At 43.8% G+C, this 17105-nt stretch carries 13 protein-coding genes; 4 read left to right on the top strand and 9 right to left on the bottom strand.

Going from position 1 to position 17105, the window contains the following annotated elements; all coding sequences use genetic code 11:
• Positions 1 to 208 precede the first annotated feature (208 nt).
• Both FQV37_RS03570 and FQV37_RS03565 read left to right on the top strand, forming a co-directional pair.
• A complete protein-coding gene (locus tag FQV37_RS03570) occupies positions 209 to 1651 on the top strand; it encodes an APC family permease (protein WP_160021323.1) in 1443 nt (480 codons plus the stop codon).
• A gap of 270 nt (positions 1652 to 1921) precedes the next feature.
• Positions 1922 to 2146 (top strand): hypothetical protein, encoded by a 225-nt coding sequence (locus FQV37_RS03565; protein ID WP_160021322.1) that lies wholly within the window; start codon positions 1922 to 1924, stop codon positions 2144 to 2146.
• A gap of 463 nt (positions 2147 to 2609) precedes the next feature.
• Here FQV37_RS03565 and FQV37_RS03560 read toward each other — a convergent pair whose 3' ends face one another.
• The 9 genes from FQV37_RS03560 to carA all read right to left on the bottom strand — a co-directional run bounded on the left by FQV37_RS03560 (position 2610) and on the right by carA (position 15194).
• Positions 2610 to 3983: an NAD-dependent succinate-semialdehyde dehydrogenase gene (locus tag FQV37_RS03560; RefSeq protein WP_160021321.1), complete on the bottom strand. Its 1374-nt coding sequence runs from the start codon at positions 3981 to 3983 to the stop codon at positions 2610 to 2612.
• Between the two features lie 71 nt (positions 3984 to 4054).
• Entirely contained in the window at positions 4055 to 4324 is a 270-nt protein-coding gene (locus tag FQV37_RS03555; RefSeq protein ID WP_338103977.1) for an agmatine deiminase family protein, read from the bottom strand.
• 2 nt (positions 4325 to 4326) lie between these two features.
• Positions 4327 to 5643, bottom strand: coding sequence for a glycosyltransferase family 4 protein (locus tag FQV37_RS03550; protein ID WP_160021320.1), 1317 nt, complete (start codon positions 5641 to 5643; stop codon positions 4327 to 4329).
• Between the two features lie 154 nt (positions 5644 to 5797).
• A complete protein-coding gene (locus FQV37_RS03545) occupies positions 5798 to 6670 on the bottom strand; it encodes a TIGR03915 family putative DNA repair protein (protein ID WP_160021319.1) in 873 nt (290 codons plus the stop codon).
• Between the two features lie 76 nt (positions 6671 to 6746).
• Positions 6747 to 8015: a putative DNA modification/repair radical SAM protein gene (locus tag FQV37_RS03540; protein WP_057760729.1), complete on the bottom strand. Its 1269-nt coding sequence runs from the start codon at positions 8013 to 8015 to the stop codon at positions 6747 to 6749.
• Between the two features lie 348 nt (positions 8016 to 8363).
• On the bottom strand, positions 8364 to 9257 hold the full coding sequence (locus FQV37_RS03535; protein ID WP_240990932.1) for a hypothetical protein: 894 nt from the start codon (positions 9255 to 9257) through the stop codon (positions 8364 to 8366).
• 471 nt (positions 9258 to 9728) lie between these two features.
• Complete coding sequence (gene greA, locus FQV37_RS03530) at positions 9729 to 10205, bottom strand: transcription elongation factor GreA (RefSeq protein ID WP_057760725.1); 477 nt, start codon at positions 10203 to 10205, stop codon at positions 9729 to 9731.
• Positions 10206 to 10535: 330 nt separating this feature from the next.
• Positions 10536 to 13799, bottom strand: a complete 3264-nt coding sequence (gene carB, locus FQV37_RS03525) for a carbamoyl-phosphate synthase large subunit (protein ID WP_102091162.1) — start codon at positions 13797 to 13799, stop codon at positions 10536 to 10538.
• A 153-nt stretch (positions 13800 to 13952) separates the two neighbouring features.
• Complete coding sequence (carA, locus tag FQV37_RS03520) at positions 13953 to 15194, bottom strand: glutamine-hydrolyzing carbamoyl-phosphate synthase small subunit (RefSeq protein WP_160021318.1); 1242 nt, start codon at positions 15192 to 15194, stop codon at positions 13953 to 13955.
• 502 nt (positions 15195 to 15696) lie between these two features.
• Between carA and FQV37_RS03515 the strand changes: the two genes are divergently transcribed.
• Both FQV37_RS03515 and FQV37_RS03510 read left to right on the top strand, forming a co-directional pair.
• On the top strand, positions 15697 to 16233 hold the full coding sequence (locus FQV37_RS03515; protein ID WP_160021317.1) for a gamma carbonic anhydrase family protein: 537 nt from the start codon (positions 15697 to 15699) through the stop codon (positions 16231 to 16233).
• A gap of 158 nt (positions 16234 to 16391) precedes the next feature.
• Positions 16392 to 17093 (top strand): HAD family hydrolase, encoded by a 702-nt coding sequence (locus FQV37_RS03510; RefSeq protein ID WP_160021316.1) that lies wholly within the window; start codon positions 16392 to 16394, stop codon positions 17091 to 17093.
• Positions 17094 to 17105: the final 12 nt, after the last annotated feature.

Raw genomic sequence — 17105 nt, 5'->3', positions numbered from 1 at the left:
CATTTGAGTATGTTGTTAGACGGCGCCTTGCAAGTCAAGACGCCGTTTTTTTTGTGCCTGAATATTTGTGCCTGAATACCCAAATGGCACATAGGCGGTCTGATGTGAAACAACGCAAATAGTAAATAGGATGAGTGCTGTCGCACGACATAAACATGGTGTAACCGTAAAAGGTTCACACGGATGAAACACAGACAAGGAGTAGGTTATGTCTGAATTAAAAAAGTCGCTAGGGGTGTTCGATATCATTGCACTGGCATTCGGTGCAATGGTCGGTTGGGGCTGGGTTGTATTGGCAGGTAGTTGGATCATCTCAGCAGGTATATGGGGCGCAATTAGCGCCTTTTTGATAGGCGGTCTGGTAGTTGTGTTGATTGGTGTGACGTATGCTGAACTTGCGGCCTCTATGCCAATTACTGGCGGTGAGCATACTTATACCCACCGAGCACTAGGGGTCAATGTATCCTTTATTTGCTCATGGAGTATTTTGTTTGGTTATTTTTCCGTCGTTGCTTTTGAAGCGGTGGCATTACCGACCGTTGTTGAATATGTCATTCCTAATTACAGCCAAGGGTATCTTTGGAATATCGCTGGCTGGGACGTATATGCCACATGGGTCGCTGTTGGGATGCTTGGTTCAATCATTGTCACATGGCTAAATATACGCGGTATGGAGGTCAGTGCTTGGTTTCAAAAGCTGGCAGTCGTGGGTATTTTCTGTGTAGGTATATTACTGTTCGTTGGGGCATTGATGTTTAGTCCTGAAACCTCTAATACAGTACAAGCGCCTAACTTCATCGGTGGTATGGGTGGCATCATGACTGTGATGGTAATGGTACCGTTCTTATTCGTTGGCTTCGATGTTATTCCGCAAGCTGCAGAAGAAATCAATCTTACCCGTCCAAATATCGGAAAATTTTTGATTGTCTCTATTATTATCGCGGTGCTTTGGTACGTGGCTGTCGCTTGGAGTGTGGGTAAAACATTACCACTATTACAAGCGCAAGACTCAACATTGGCAACGGCTGATGCGATGACCAATGCTTGGAATGGTAAGTGGGCAGGCACCTTGCTAGTTATTGGCGGCGTGCTAGGTATTTTATCGAGCTGGAACGCGTTTCTTATTGGTGGTAGTCGTCTGCTATATGCTATGGGCAAAACGCACATGTTGCCGCAGTTTTTATGCAAACTGCATCCGAAATACAATACGCCCGTCAATGCGATTTTATTGATCGGTGGTCTAGCGACACTTGCGCCATTATTTGGTCGCAAAATGCTAGTATGGATTGTAGATGCTGGTGGGTTCGGTATCGTTATTGCTTATACTTGTGTGGCCCTGTCTTTCCTAGTGCTGCGCTACCGTGAGCCTGATATGGTACGTCCGTTTAGAGTACCAGCAGGTAAGTTGGTTGGCATCATCACTATTATCTTAAGTCTCGGTATGTTGGCGCTTTATCTACCGGGTATGCCATCAGCTCTTGTTCCTATCGAGTGGTGGATATTCCTTGGTTGGACGGTTCTTGGCGGCGCAATGTATGGCTATGCATCGATGAAGAATCCTGGTAAGAGTAAAGAGATTATGGATCATGAGCTGCATGAGCTCAAAATTGTTAATCAACAATGGTTAAAAGAAAATCCATATAAAAAGTAGACTTACTTTAATTACCTTTGCATAAAAAAGCCTAACGTCAAACGTTAGGCTTTTTTTGTTGTTTTTGTTCTGTTCAAAAATGAGTTTACACATTTAGGACAGTAATAATTTACTTAAAGTCGTTTTCTATCCTTTCTTGATTAGATGAGAGTCTTAATTATTTTTGTTAAATAATCAACTAGCATAATATTCGCATATTGACATTTAACGATAAAAAAGTAAAATAGCTCACTCTTGTTTACTATTATCGTTGTCGTGAAGGTTAGCTATATGATCAGAAGTGGAGATAAACTAAAATGTATTTGTGGCAACGATTTTTTTGTAGAAGGCTCGGTCTACACTGTCGGTAATATTATAAGCAATAAGTTTTTCCAAATAAATATTAGTGCAAATGATGAGTATTGGTATGCAACAAAGGACAGTGAAGGGATATATGTTCGTTTTAATCAAGAGGACCACTTAGTCAATGACGCCTTTTTTGCTTTAGAAAAATAATAGTATTAGCGTCTCATTGAGAAAGCTATGAGTTTCGAGTGTCAGGTGATAGATTGAGGTGCTGCTACTGCCCGATATTATATTTAATAAACAGAACGACATTTTTCTAGTTTTTGGCAGTGTACTCGACATCGCATCATCTAACTATGTAGAGACAATTTAACGTAAAAATAATGAATAAAAATATCCTAACGAAAAAACCTAATATTTGATATGAGGCCTTTTTTGGCGTTCTGAAATACTTGCAATCGTAATACTCTTGAACATGCGTAGAAAAATAACTACGTCTAAGCTTTAGATTTCGTGAAATGAGTATGATCAATGAGATTAACCAAGTCTTTGATGTTCGATATCGTCAACTAAAAATAAGAAAATCCATATAAAAAGTAGACTTACTTATCGTTAATAAAAAAGCCTAACGTCAAACGTTAGGCTTTTTTTATTTCACTAAGGTTTTAATCTATTAAGACTTATCACGAATCAGCTTATAATTTAAGAACTCGGTGATGCCAAGAGTGCCAAGCTCACGGCCAAAGCCTGAACGTTTAACACCGCCAAATGGTGTATTGGCTTCAGAACCAGAAGGCGCATTGATAGTGACCATACCCACTTCTAGTTTGTCTGCGATTTCAGCAGCCAGTGCCGCATCTTGCGTCTGGATAGACGCACCCAGACCGAAAGGCACATCGTTGGCAATCTTGATAGCATGGTCGATATCATTTGCTTTATAGACGACTGCTACAGGACCAAACAGCTCCTCACGATATACGTCCATGGATTCTGTCACATCTGTCAGTACCGCAGGTTTAAACCAAGCGCCAGGCTTGTCTTTATCCATGCCGCCTTCTACCAATACTGTCGCACCTGCTTGGATAGCACTGTCTAGCTGCGCTTGCAAGTTGACCGCAGCGGCTTTTGATGACATTGGGCCAATGAACGTATCTTCTTTAAGCGGGTCGGCCAAAGTCATGTTACTGACCGCATTGGTAAAGCCTTCAACGAATTTATCATATACGGATTCAATGACGATCAAACGTTTGGCAGCATTACAGGCTTGTCCAGTATTACCAAAACGACCAGAGATAGCGCCTTGTATCGCTTGCTCGATATCGGCATCTGCTGCAACGATAAAGGCATCTGAACCGCCCAATTCTAAAACGACCTTTTTGAGTGCGCCGCCAGCTTCTTTTGCGACCGCTTGTCCAGCGCGTTCAGAACCTGTTAGCGAGACACCTTGTACGCGTGTGTCATTGATAATGGTCGCTGATTGCTCATTGGTTGCAAAGATATTGTTATAAACGCCTTCAGGTACGCCTGCATCTTTAAAGATATCGACGATAATTTCTGCTGTATTTGGACACTGCGGTGCGTGTTTTAAGATAATTGTATTACCTGCCATAAAGTTTGGCGCGACAAAACGGGCTACTTGGTAATGTGGATAGTTCCACGGCATGATACCTAGTAGCGCGCCTACAGGGTGCTTTTCTACCGACGCTGACCCTGAGTCTACATCAATAGTGCTTGGCGCTAGTAGCTGCTCAGCGTTGTCTGCATAGTAGCGATAGATATCAGCAACCAGACCAATCTCACCTTTCGCTTGGGCAACAGGTTTGCCCATCTCGTTGGCAACGATACGTGATAGCTCGTCTTGACGCTCAAGATAGATATCAGCGATTTTATGCAGTAGTGCACTGCGCTCATTTAATGGCACTTTACGCCAATCTTGATAAGCAGTGTCTGCTTGTTCAATGACTTGTTGGATATCTTGTTCAGTGGCGGTAGGGTAAGTGGCTTCTACTTCACCAGTGGCTGGGTTATTAACTTGATAATCGCTCATATTATGTCCTTTATTTTAAAATATTATTGGGTTCAAAATCCATTTGGGTCTATATTTTTATGCGGGTACTTTTAGTTACTGCCTTTGATGGATGGTTCTGGTTGCTGTTGCGTAATACAGTGAATATTACCGCCACCAAAAACAATCTCTCTTGTTCGTACTCCCACTACCTGATGCTGAGGAAAGACTTTTTCAAGCTGCTCGATGGCGAGTGCATCATTTATATCATCATATTGGGGTACGATGACCGCGTCATTACAAATCAAAAAATTGGCATATGAGGCGATACAAACATCACCCGTTAGGCGAGGTTTGGCATCGTCAGAATGACAAGTATTTATGGCTATTGATTGTCTTCTGTCGTATCTACATTATGCGTTGTCTTCGATTTTTCTTTAGTTAGCTTTATTTTTGGATTTTTAGCAACAGGTTCAATATTTTTTACAGCGACGTTGAGCGCAGGTTTAGATGCTTTCTTCAGACTGCGTTTGATGCGTCGAACTGCGATAGCATCTGCTTTTGCTTGTTCTTCGGCAAGCGCTGCATCATGTAAGCTTTGATAGACTTCAAGCGTCTTTTCAATCATCTCACGCATGGTGAATTTGTTGGTCATTTCAGGACGCGTCACGCTCTCTAGCTGATTTCTAACCGCTTTACAGAGCGCATTGGCATTATATTTTTTTACCAGTCCTTGCGGGTAGAGCGGTTGTAAAATCTCGCTAAAGGCTGCTTGATCCCAACCAATGACTGGCGTACCTAGATGTATGGCTTGTAGGGCATTGATACCGATTGACTCGGGCTCATTGGCAAGTGCCATGACAATGTTGGCCGCCGATAGCCATTCTCGCATATCATTACGTTTGCTGCCCACATAGGTAATGCGCTCAGCCAGTCCCAAGCTGTTAGTACGTTGACGAAAATCTTCATGAGCGACATCGCCGTCTTTATAGTCTTCATCCATAATAATAACGTGAATATTGGGGAATTGCTCTTGCAGGTTACCCAAAATATCTATCAGCCACTCTTGTCCGTACTCATTACCGATTACAGTTGGGAATACGAGCCATTTTTTGTGCTCAAGCTCAGGGTATTCAGCAAAGGTATGACGTAACCAATAGACCGAAGGATTATGACGATAAGGGTAGCGCCGAGTGTCGATACCACGATAGATACGCGTGATGACTTTGGGATCTACGTCTTCGAGGCGCAGTCCTTTTTTTAAGTATTGAGTGACACTGTCAGATACGGTGATTATCGTATCAACATTGAGTAGGGCTTGAGAGTATTTATTAATAGGATAAAACCCATACATAGTCGAGACCAGTTTGGGAAAACGCCTGACGCGTGCGCGGCGCAGTGCCAAATGTAATATCCATGCAGGGGTACGCGAATGTACATGAATGACATCGGGTTCGTACTTTTCTATCAAATGCCGTAGGGCAGAGACTTGCAATAGCGATAGCCAAGACTTTTTATTCACGTGCAACTGATGGTAAATATTGCCATCACGTTTGAGACGTCTGACCAAGTCGTTGTCTTCATCGGCACTCGAGACAATGATAGAGGTATGCTCATTTTTGACCAATGCCCGCCCAAGATGAAAAATGCCGCGCTCGGATTCATCATGCTTTAGAGACGACAGTAAGCGCATAACTTTCATAATAGCGTTGGTTACCGGTTAGTAATATCAATTTGCTATTGTCAGTTAAAAGCGATTAAAACTCAACCATCAAGATAAAAAGATGAGGTCAGATAGGCGGTTTTTAGACTATATAAGCGTAAGACGTAGATTAATTAATAAGCACCAAAAGCCATTAGCGTCGTTTTTGTAAGTGCTCAGCATTGGGAAGTACTTGTTTTTCACTCAAGTATTTCCAGTAGCGCTGCGGGAGATATTGTTTATGCAGCTTAGGGTTTTTGCGCTCTTTGATATTGACGTTGGTAAAATACCCTTGCCAGAATTTTTGATAGCGCTGTTCATCAGGGCTATGGATGCTAGCAGGGTTGAGTAGTACCGCATCATCGAGGTCGGTGATGGTTTGTAGCTTTGCTGGACGTGATGGTGTGCTATTACTTTTATCGTAATAGATGCCATAGCCCCGAGTCAGATCATAGATCGCCCAGTGTTGATCTTGATAGCGCTGACGAAAGTGCTCTCCGATGAGTGGCAATACGTTAAAATCAGGCTCTACACGTGCAAAATAAATATCATCGGTTGTATGCTCAAAACGTACAAACGCCTCCATACGATGTTTCTCACGGCCAACCGATTTGACTGTCTGCACCAGTTCAAGCACGTCCAAATTACCCAAATCCTGCATAATCTGACGGCTAGGGTAGTCGATGGCGTATTTGACCACACGAAACAATGTCGTACCGATATCATCCTTTTCTGATAAAAAACCCCATAAGATATTTCGCATGCCTGAGCGACCTAATAGGGTATTTAATTTGACCAACACACGCTCGGCTCTATCCTCATCAGTTGCCACGCTAGTCGCCTGAGCGATGAGTGATGGCACATAGCAATCTTGCGCAGTTAGTTTCAGTGACATATCATTTTGCAGACGATTGGCATAGACATAAAACACAGCACTCAGCCAACCTTCAAAGCTAGGCTCATACAGTACAATGCTAGGCGTCAATTGACCGACAGCGTAAGAGTCGTTTTGCATAAGTGCTGACATGTTTTATCCTAAATTTTTATTATAAATACAGTAGCCAGATGGCAACTTTCTCTAGCACCCACTATCTAGAGCCATTCTAAAATAAAGCCAACTGCCCAGTACGTTGATCGTTAAACTTGGTTTGCGTTTGAGCCAATACATACTGACGGAAATTATCGCGCGTTAAATGAGCAAGGTGTTCGTTTTTGCCAGTGGTCGCGATGAAGTATTTAGCACGGTTGACCGCAGCGCCCATCTTTTTTAGATGGTATAGCGTTAATTGATTGAACTTACGTGCTTTGACGATTTTTTTAGCAGTTTTTGTACCGATACCTGGGATACGCACTATCATTTCATAAGTCGCTGTCTGGATATTGACTGGGAAATGCTCGCGATGGCGTATTGCCCAAGCAAGCTTTGGATCGCAGTCTAAATCTAAAAATGGCGACTCTGGCTCCACAATCTCATGCGCGCCAAAACCATAAAAGCGCATTAACCAATCTGCCTGATACAGACGATTCTCTCGTACCATCGGCACAGGCGTTCCAATCGCAGGCAAGCGATTATCAGAGAGCATAGGTACATAACCTGAGTAATAGACCCGCTTGAGATCATACGTTTTGTAGAAGTGACTCGATAGCTGAATCACCTGCAAGTCAGTCTCGTTACTCGCACCGACAATCATTTGACTGGTCTGACCTGCTGGCGTGAACTTAGGTGCTTTTTTGTGAGTTTTACGGCTTTCACGAATGGTGATGATTTCTTCTTTTACCGTCTCCATCGGTGCTTTTAATTGATCATGAGATTTTTCTGGCGCAAGCAAAGCCAACCCTGATTTGGTTGGAATCTCAATATTGACGCTCAAACGATCCGCATATAACCCTGCTTCTAGCAGCAGTTCTTTTGAGGCACCTGGGATGGTTTTTAGATGGATGTAACCATTAAAGCGCTCACGCGTACGTAAGAGTTTGGCGACTTCGACCAGTCGCTCCATTGTATAGTCGCCACTTTTAAAGATACCAGAGCTGAGAAATAGCCCTTCGATATAGTTACGGCGATAAAACTGCATGGTCAAGTCGACGACTTCTTCCACACTAAACGCAGCGCGCGGCGTGTCATTGCTTTTACGTGAAGTGCAATAAGCACAGTCATAAATGCAGTGATTGGTCAAAAGAATCTTTAATAGGCTGACGCAGCGACCATCTTCGGTGTAGCTGTGACAGATACCTGTTGCTGAGGCATCACCTAGTCCGCCGCCTTGGTTCTTACGAGTACCAGCGGAGGATGAGCAAGAGACATCATACTTGGCAGCATCGGCCAAGATATTGAGTTTGCCCTGTAATCTTTCATAATTGATGTTTGCCATAAGTCGCGTTTTACCAATTAATTATTGAGAGACTATTTTACCAAAATTATCGCTAAGTCATTGTATTTATAGGTGAAGTTAGAATGATATGCGACAACGGTTGTCGTCACAAAAATCTGAATTTTTGGATGTGATTTGAATTTATATAAAGATTTTTTCAGATAATAATCCAATGACCAAACCGCCAACGATACCTGCAATACCGAGTAATAAGAGAGGAATGGCTAGTATCGTGAATACCTGTGCTTGGCTTTTTTCCAAAAAAAGGTCTTGCTGACTAGAGCTAGTCCACAAGACCTTTTACATATTCAGATAGCTGTTAAATAATAATATGCGACAGTTTAATGTTTATTGAACCTTGGCACGTATGACGACGGTTTTGGCCGCATTGGCATCAAAGTTCACCAAGTTCCATTTTAGACCAGAGTAGTTTTCTTGGACAACTACCGTATTACCAACTTGCTGAATGGTTTGATAGCTGTCTCCGCCAGTGGTAGCAAGCGTCGGCAGAGGACTATTTAACGAGACTAACTGGACGCCACTTGGTAATGAGATCATGGCGTTGATGTCATTAACCGGCTGTGCTGTGGTATTGGTGTACGTGGTGTGATACTCAATCACATCACCAGGGGCAATATGATTGGCAGGAACGGCAACTTCACGTCCATCAGCATTTTTTAGAATTTTCATGACTTTGGTGTTGGCATTGACTACGCCAGGCGTGCTAAAAGTTGGGGTCAGTTGCAACGTATCCAAAGTTGTCGTCGTTGTCGTTACTTGATTGGTCACTGGCTGCTGCATAATCACTGGCGGGGTGACATTGGTTGCGACAGGTAGTACTTGCGTCACGCTGCTGGCAGGCGTGGTAATCACATCTACTTTAGTGACTTTATTGGTAATAGAGTTAGTCACTGGTACGCTAGTAACGGTCGTCGTACCTTGGACAACAGGAGACTGACGTACGACGTAGCGTGGCACAGTGGTCACCTGAGTCACCGCGTACGGCATGCCGTCTTGCATGGTGATACCGTTTGGTGTCGCCGTAATCGTAGCAGTTTTGCCATCAGAGTATTGCTCGACCACCGTGGTGCTACCGCTCGCAGAGGAGCTAATGGCAATCTCAGGGGCAGCATTGGCCGATGATGCGGCCAACATGATACCTGCTAGTAATGCAGACAGAGTTGCATTTTTTGCCATAGTCGTTTTAGTAGTTAACGCTTGAAAACCATCGTTCATAATCATAAAAGACTCCTCAAAAATAATAGTAAGTAATACAACAATAGATAATGCCTAGATAAACAAAACCCCCGCTAAATGACACCGAAAAATATGCCAAATAACGAGGGTAGTAGTGCTGATATTAGCCTATGTGTGCGATCAGACCATCATTATTTTTAGTAAGAGCGCAGCAGTGTTGACTTATATCAAAGTTATTCAATCTTAACTATTTCTTATTGAATAAACTTAATATTGAAGCTGTTGTGCACTCAAACTCAAATAATTATGCGCCAAAACAAATCACGGATAAAAGCAGCATTGTGTAACCGAAATGGTATAAATGCTATTTATGTGTAGTACAGTTTTCATCTATGGAGTCGCATAACTAAGTAGCTAGGCGCAATTATTGTCATCGAAGCTGCTATCTAAAAGACATTTCTCAAACTGTCTTCAATTGAGAACATCAAATTTATAGATTAGAACGCAGTGTAGCTATTAGTCGTATATAACTTTCATGACTTCATATTCGACTACACCTTTTGGCGTTTCAATGCGCACTTCGTCGCCTTCGAATTTACCAATCAAACCACGAGCGATTGGAGAGTTGACTGAGATTTTGCCAGCTTTAAAGTCAGCCTCATCATCGCCAACGATTTTGTACTGTTTCTCTTCTTCGGTGTCCATGTTTTCAATCACGACGCTGACACCAAACACGATACGGCCTTCTTTTGGCAGTGTCGAAGGATCGATGACTTGAGCGCCACCAAGTTTGGCTTCGATGTCACGAATACGTGCTTCACAAAAACCTTGTTGCTCACGGGCAGCATGGTATTCAGCATTTTCTTTCAAATCGCCGTGTTCACGTGCTTCAGCAATTGATGCTGTGATGCGTGGACGGTCGACACTTTTTAGCTGTTTTAATTCGGCTTCTAGAGCCGCGTGTCCTTGCGGAGTCATTGGGTAACGTTGCATGTTTTTTCCTTAAACCAATAACACCACACCACCTCATAATGAGATGGTGTCAGTGTTGTTGCAATGGATATAAAATATAAAAGAGTGATAATTAAGACGATGTAATGAATAAGTTGGCTATCATTTATGAGTGTATCTCACCTCAATTCAAGCATAGGCGCACTTAAGCTTACGTAATAAAAAGCATAGTCGCAATTTAGCCACTATGCTTTTTAGGTCTATCACGGTAAAGGTATCGTTCCTCAAGCATGGTTGGCTATATTTAAAGCAAACAACGATACTTGAGTGAGCTTTTAGGCAAGCCTAACGGTTATGCTTAATCTACTGAAATTATTCAGCCACGTCAATAGACTTTGCTTGCTCATGCAAATCTTGTAACTTATAAACATCAAATGGTAAGTCAATCGCGTAAGATTTGCAGACGGCATCAGCGGCACCTAACGTGGTGACGTAGAATACTTTGCCCTGTAGCGCACTGCGGCGAATAGAGAACGAATCCTCTTGAGCTTGCTTACCTTCAGTGGTATTGATGATAAGGTCGATTTTGCCATTTTTCAAGGCATCAACGATATGCGGGCGACCTTCAGTGACCTTGTTGATTTGCTGACTTTCGATACCAGCGTCGCTCAGTACTTTTTGTGTGCCAGTAGTCGAGACAATCTTAAAGCCAAAGTCTGCAAGCTGACGAGCAATCGGAGCGATTTGGGCTTTGTCACTGTCACGAACTGAGATAAAGACGGTTTTTGTCTCGCCTTCAGTTGGTAGACCTGGCAGACGCTCGTTACTACCGATAATGGCTTTGTAGAATGCTTCGCCAAAGGTTTTGCCCACGCCCATAACTTCGCCCGTTGATTTCATCTCAGGACTCAAGATTGGGTCAACACCTGGGAACTTAGCGAATGGGAATACCGCTTCTTTGACCGCATAGAATGCTGGGACAATTTCAGTGGTAAAACCTTGGTCTTTGAGCGAGGTGCCAGCCATACAGCGAGCAGCAACCTGTGCTAATGAAGTACCGATACACTTAGAAACAAACGGTACTGTACGTGCAGCACGTGGGTTCACTTCTAGGATATATACGGTTTCGCCTTTTACAGCGAACTGTACGTTCATTAGACCGATAACGCCTAGCTCTTTTGCCATAGCGACCGTTTGTGCGCGCATCACGTCACATAGCTCTTTAGACAGTGAGTATGGCGGTAGTGAGCATGCTGAGTCACCTGAGTGGACACCCGCCTGTTCGATATGCTGCATGATACCGCCGATGACAACATCAGTACCATCGCATACACAATCAACGTCGACTTCGATAGCGTCATCTAAGAAGCGATCGAGTAGGACAGGCGCTTCGTTTGAAGCCTGAACTGCGGTACGTAGGTAATGTCTTAGCTCGTCTTCGTTGTAGACGATTTCCATCGCGCGGCCACCTAATACATAAGATGGACGTACAACCAATGGATAGCCTACGTCTTTTGCTTTAACCAAGCCATCTTCCAAGCTGGTTGCTAGTGCGTTTGATGGCTGTACTAGGTTTAGCTGCTGAATCATATGCTGGAAGCGCTCACGATCTTCGGCACGGTCGATTGCATCTGGGCTAGTACCGATGATTTTAACGCCTGCTGATTCTAGTGCACGAGCAAGTTTCAATGGTGTTTGACCACCGAACTGTACAATCACGCCATCAGGGTTTTCGATACGAACAATCTCTAGCACGTCTTCTAATGTGATTGGCTCAAAGTATAAACGGTCAGAAGTGTCATAATCGGTTGAAACCGTTTCAGGGTTACAGTTGACCATGATGGTCTCGTAGCCGTCTTCACGCATGGCAAGCGCTGCATGTACACAGCAGTAGTCAAACTCAATACCTTGGCCGATACGGTTAGGGCCACCGCCGATAACCATGATTTTCTTTTTGTCTGTTGGGTTTGCTTCACATTCGCTATCGTACGTCGAGTACATATAGGCCGTGCTAGTAGCAAACTCTGCGGCACAGGTATCTACACGCTTATAGACTGGATAGACGTTCAAATCCCAACGCTTTTTGCGTAGTTGCTTTTGTGAGATACCTAGCAATTTAGCCAAGCGCAAATCTGATAAACCTTTGCGTTTAAAGCTGCGTAGATTTTTCTCGTTCAAGCCGCCAAAACCCAGTGATTTTACGGTAGCTTCTGTTTTAACGATGTCTTCGATTTGTACCAAGAACCATGGGTCAATCTTAGTAAAGTTAAACACTTCATCGACACTCATACCGACGCGGAATGCATCTGCAACGTAGTAGATACGCTCAGGTGTTGGAATGGTTAGGCGGTTGATGATTTCGCTACGTGCTTTTTCGGCGCTTACTTTTGATAAGTCAATTTGCTCATCAAAACCATCCGCACCTGTTTCCATACCGCGTAAGGCTTTTTGCATCGACTCTTGGAAATTACGACCAATCGCCATCACTTCACCGACCGATTTCATCTGAGTCGATAGGATGTTGTCTGCTTGCGGGAATTTTTCGAAGTTGAAACGAGGTATCTTAGTCACGACATAATCAAGCGCAGGCTCAAAGCTCGCTGGCGTTTTGCCACCAGTGATGTCGTTTTGCAATTCGTCTAGCGTGTAACCAATGGCCAGTTTCGCTGCGATTTTGGCAATCGGGAAGCCAGTGGCTTTTGAGGCTAGGGCAGACGAGCGTGACACGCGTGGGTTCATCTCGATGACGACCATGCGACCAGTATCAGGGTTGATACCGAACTGTACGTTTGAGCCGCCTGTTTCAACACCGATCTCACGCAGTACTGCTAATGACGCATTACGCATGATTTGGTATTCTTTGTCCGTCAAGGTCTGTGCTGGCGCAACGGTGATTGAGTCACCGGTATGCACGCCCATTGGGTCAAAGTTTTCGATAGCGCAGATGATGATGCAGTTGTCGTTTTTGTCACGAACCACTTCCATCTCGTATTCTTTCCAACCAATCAATGATTCATCGATCAATAATTGATGGTTTGGAGACAAATCAAAACCGCGCTCACAGATTTCAATGAACTCATCGCGGTTATAGGCGATACCGCCGCCTGAACCACCCATCGTGAATGATGGACGAATAATACACGGATAGCCCATTTTTTCTTGAGTAGCAAAGGCTTCTTCCATGGTTTCAGCGGTTTCAGCGCGAGGGCACTCAAGGCCGATACGCTTCATGGCTTTATCAAACAAGTTGCGGTCTTCTGCCATCTCGATTGAGTCTTTGGTCGCGCCAATCAACTCGCAGTTATACTTGGTCAATACGCCGTGCTTGTCTAGCTCTAGCGCACAGTTGAGCGCGGTCTGTCCGCCCATGGTTGGCAAGATCGCATCAGGACGTTCTTTGGCAATGATTTGCTCAACGGTCTGCCAAGTAATCGGCTCGATATAGGTTGCATCAGCCATGACAGGGTCGGTCATGATGGTCGCAGGGTTTGAGTTGACCAAGATGACGCGGTAGCCTTCTTCTTTTAGTGCTTTACACGCCTGTGCGCCTGAATAGTCAAACTCACATGCTTGGCCGATGACGATAGGGCCTGCGCCAATGATAAGAATGCTTTTTATGTCGGTACGTTTTGGCATAGTTAGAGCTACCTTCGTTTGGGTGATAATTTGAGTAATCTTTATTTTTGATAACGCTCATGGCGTCTTATGCTTGCAGTGCTTTATTTAATGCCGCTTGAAGCGCTATGGACGATTCAAGCGTTTACTTATTATGTAGTTATAATCAACCGTTTACGCTTGGGCAGTTTTAGACTGTTCCATCATATCCGCAAACTTATCAAACAATGGCGCGCAGTCATGTGGACCAGGGCTGGCTTCTGGGTGACCTTGGAAGCTAAATACAGGCTTATCGGTCAGCTCGATACCTTGGTTGGTACCATCAAATAGTGAGCGATGAGTAGATTTAACGTTGTCAGGTAGCGTGTCTTCATCAACCGCAAAACCATGGTTCTGACTGGTAATCATAACCGTGCCATTCGCCAAATCTTGTACTGGATGGTTGGCACCATGATGGCCTGTTTTCATCTTGATGGTATTTGCACCGCTAGCCAGACCAATCAGCTGATGGCCTAAGCAGATGCCAAACGTTGGCACGTCAGTTTGCTCAATGATGTGGCGTACCGCATCGATAGCGTAATCACAAGCTGCAGGATCACCAGGGCCGTTTGATAAGAAGATGCCATCTGGGTTCATTGCTAGCACATCAGCGATAGGGGTCTGTGCTGGTACAACCGTTACGTGACAACCGCGGTCGACGAGCATGCGTAGGATGTTGGTTTTGCTACCGAAGTCATAAGCGACTACGTTGTGTTTAGAATCGATGTGAGTGCCGAGTTGCTTAAAGAAGCCGCCAGTACCGCTATCATGACTACCAGGGATATCGCGGTTGAGTAGGGTGTCTGATAAATCCCAGGTACCCGCTGTCCACTCGAAGTTCTCTTTAGTACAGCATTCTTTTGCCAAGTCCATGCCTTTTAGACCTGCAAAGCCTTTCGCTAACTCAATCGCTTTTTGCTCATCGTCGCTACTGATCGTCTCGCCGTTTGAGGCAGTCATGATACAGCCGTTCTGTGCACCTTTATCACGTAATAGACGTGTTAGCTGACGGGTATCAATTTCAGCGATAGCCACTGTCTCATTACGCTGTAAATAGTCGCTAAGTGACTCTGAGTTACGGAAGTTAGAGGTTACCATGGTGGCATCACGGATGATAAGACCGTCTGCCCATACTTTATGGCCATTGCCAGATTCTGTGTCCTCAGCGTTGGTGCCTGTATTACCGATATGAGGGTAAGTCAAAGTCACCAGCTGGCGGGCATAACTTGGATCGGTTAGGATTTCTTGATACCCTGTCATGGCTGTGTTAAATACCACTTCACCAATACGATGACCTAGGCTGCCGATACTGACACCGCGAAAGATTGTACCGTCTGCTAGTGCCAAAATTGCTTGTATTTCTGCCGATGAATTCAAGGATTGCCTCCGCTGTTATTGGTGAGTGCCATCGTGTTTTGTTGGTCTAGAATTGCTCCGTATCCTTTTATTTACGGCATTTGACTGTTGTCATATAAAAGTAAAAAAAGGGCGATACACAAAAATTTTCCACAAAAAAGCGAGAAGACATTATTGATGAAAACTACAAAACCCACTAGATAGTGAATAGGTAACTTGCATCATGTCCGCTCGCTTAGGCACAGATTTTGCGTATTATATACAAAATAGACGGTTATAGCTAGCCGATTTACTGGGTTAATAGTCATTTCATGGCTAATAATGAGGACTTTATAAAGATATTGACTTTATAAAATAGCCTAAGCAAAAATTAACTACTTACTCTTTTATCGAATTCGACATCAAGCGTATATTAATAGCGCTGGATTTTCGCAGTTGGCTTTGCCACAATGGACAGCGCAGCGCTAGACCCAATTTTTATGGTCGTTTGTTATAACAATAATGAAGATGACAAGGAGTCGTTATGATTTATCAGTATTTAGACAAAACCCCTGAGTTTGCTGCACCGTTCAATGGCTGGGTAGCAGATTCAGCGCAAGTGATGGGCGATGTATATTTAGGTCATCAAGCCAATGTGTGGTTCGGTGCAGTGATACGCGGTGACAACGATCGTATCCATATCGGTGACTATAGTAATGTGCAAGAAAACAGTGTGATTCATACTGATGCAGGTATCAAAGTCACTATTGGTAATTACGTGACTATCGGTCATCTGGCTATGCTACATGGCTGTGAAGTCGGTGATAACAGCCTGATTGGCATTGGCGCTGTGGTACTTAATAATGTCAAAATCGGTAAAAACTGTCTGATAGGGGCAAAAGCCTTGATTACTGAAGGTCAGGTTATTCCAGATAACTCGCTAGTGATGGGTGCGCCTGCAAAAGTGGTCAAGACGCTGACAGATGAGCAAGCAGCGATGCTAAAAATGTCAGCGCTACATTATGCTGAGCGTTGCCAGAAATTTAAAACAGGCTTAACAGAAATAGCGATGCCTGATTAAAGGTAAATAAACGAGTTAAGTTTAAATAGATAGACGATAGGGCGCATACTTATTTCATTGATAGACTGTTCAATTAATACGCTCAGCCTTAATACATAACTGTACCCAGTTTTATAAAACGATTTATATTTTTTCGCAACCAACGATAAGGTCTCACCATGCAGGCAAATCAAGCACAAACAAAACAAAAACAACTGGCATTATTTGATTTAGATCATACATTACTTGATGTCGATAGCGATTATCTCTGGGGCGAGTATATCGTAAAGCATGACCTTGTCGATGAGGCGCAGTACCGCACTGCCAATCAGAAATTTTATAATGACTATATCGAAGGCACGCTAGACGCGACAGAGTACAATGAATTCGTCGCGCAGTTTTTAAGCAGTCTGCCGCTTGATAGACTTGATGAGCTAAGAGAAGACTATATCAAAAGCGAAATCGAGCCACATATTCGCCCAAAAGCGATGGAAGTGTTGTGTCAGCATATTGAACAAGGGCACGATGTGGTGATTATTTCTGCGACCAATGATTTTGTAGTATCCGCCATTGCCAAGCGTTTTGGTATAGAAGCCGCCAATGTGTTATCAACACCGCTCGAGATAAAAGACAATCGCTATACAGGTAAGTTAGCGGACAAGCCCAATTTTAAAGAAGGTAAGATATATCATCTAGACAAATGGGTGAATAAGCAGCAGTTAGCTGGTGTTACCTTTGAAAAAACGTATGCGTATTCAGATTCTAAGAACGACATCCCATTGCTCGAATGGGCAGATGTGGCCGTTTGCGTGTCACCTGATGATGCGTTACATGCGCATGCTTTGGCCCATCGCTGGGCAGTAGAAGATTGGTCGATCTAGATTATTTAAGCT

This window comes from Psychrobacter nivimaris (assembly GCF_009812035.1).
Classification (GTDB): Bacteria; Pseudomonadota; Gammaproteobacteria; order Pseudomonadales; family Moraxellaceae; genus Psychrobacter; species Psychrobacter nivimaris.
Note: the sequence above shows the minus strand (reverse complement) of the source record. Positions and strands in the feature narration are given on the sequence as shown.

Coding starts and splice junctions, on each gene's coding strand:
- FQV37_RS03570 (WP_160021323.1), top strand. CDS start 209: ATGTCTGAATTAAAAAAGTCGCTAGGGGTGTTCGATATCATTGCACTG.
- FQV37_RS03565 (WP_160021322.1), top strand. CDS start 1,922: ATGATCAGAAGTGGAGATAAACTAAAATGTATTTGTGGCAACGATTTT.
- FQV37_RS03560 (WP_160021321.1), bottom strand. CDS start 3,983: ATGAGCGATTATCAAGTTAATAACCCAGCCACTGGTGAAGTAGAAGCC.
- FQV37_RS03550 (WP_160021320.1), bottom strand. CDS start 5,643: ATGAAAGTTATGCGCTTACTGTCGTCTCTAAAGCATGATGAATCCGAG.
- FQV37_RS03545 (WP_160021319.1), bottom strand. CDS start 6,670: ATGTCAGCACTTATGCAAAACGACTCTTACGCTGTCGGTCAATTGACG.
- FQV37_RS03540 (WP_057760729.1), bottom strand. CDS start 8,015: ATGGCAAACATCAATTATGAAAGATTACAGGGCAAACTCAATATCTTG.
- FQV37_RS03535 (WP_240990932.1), bottom strand. CDS start 9,257: ATGATTATGAACGATGGTTTTCAAGCGTTAACTACTAAAACGACTATG.
- greA (WP_057760725.1), bottom strand. CDS start 10,205: ATGCAACGTTACCCAATGACTCCGCAAGGACACGCGGCTCTAGAAGCC.
- carB (WP_102091162.1), bottom strand. CDS start 13,799: ATGCCAAAACGTACCGACATAAAAAGCATTCTTATCATTGGCGCAGGC.
- FQV37_RS03515 (WP_160021317.1), top strand. CDS start 15,697: ATGATTTATCAGTATTTAGACAAAACCCCTGAGTTTGCTGCACCGTTC.
- FQV37_RS03510 (WP_160021316.1), top strand. CDS start 16,392: ATGCAGGCAAATCAAGCACAAACAAAACAAAAACAACTGGCATTATTT.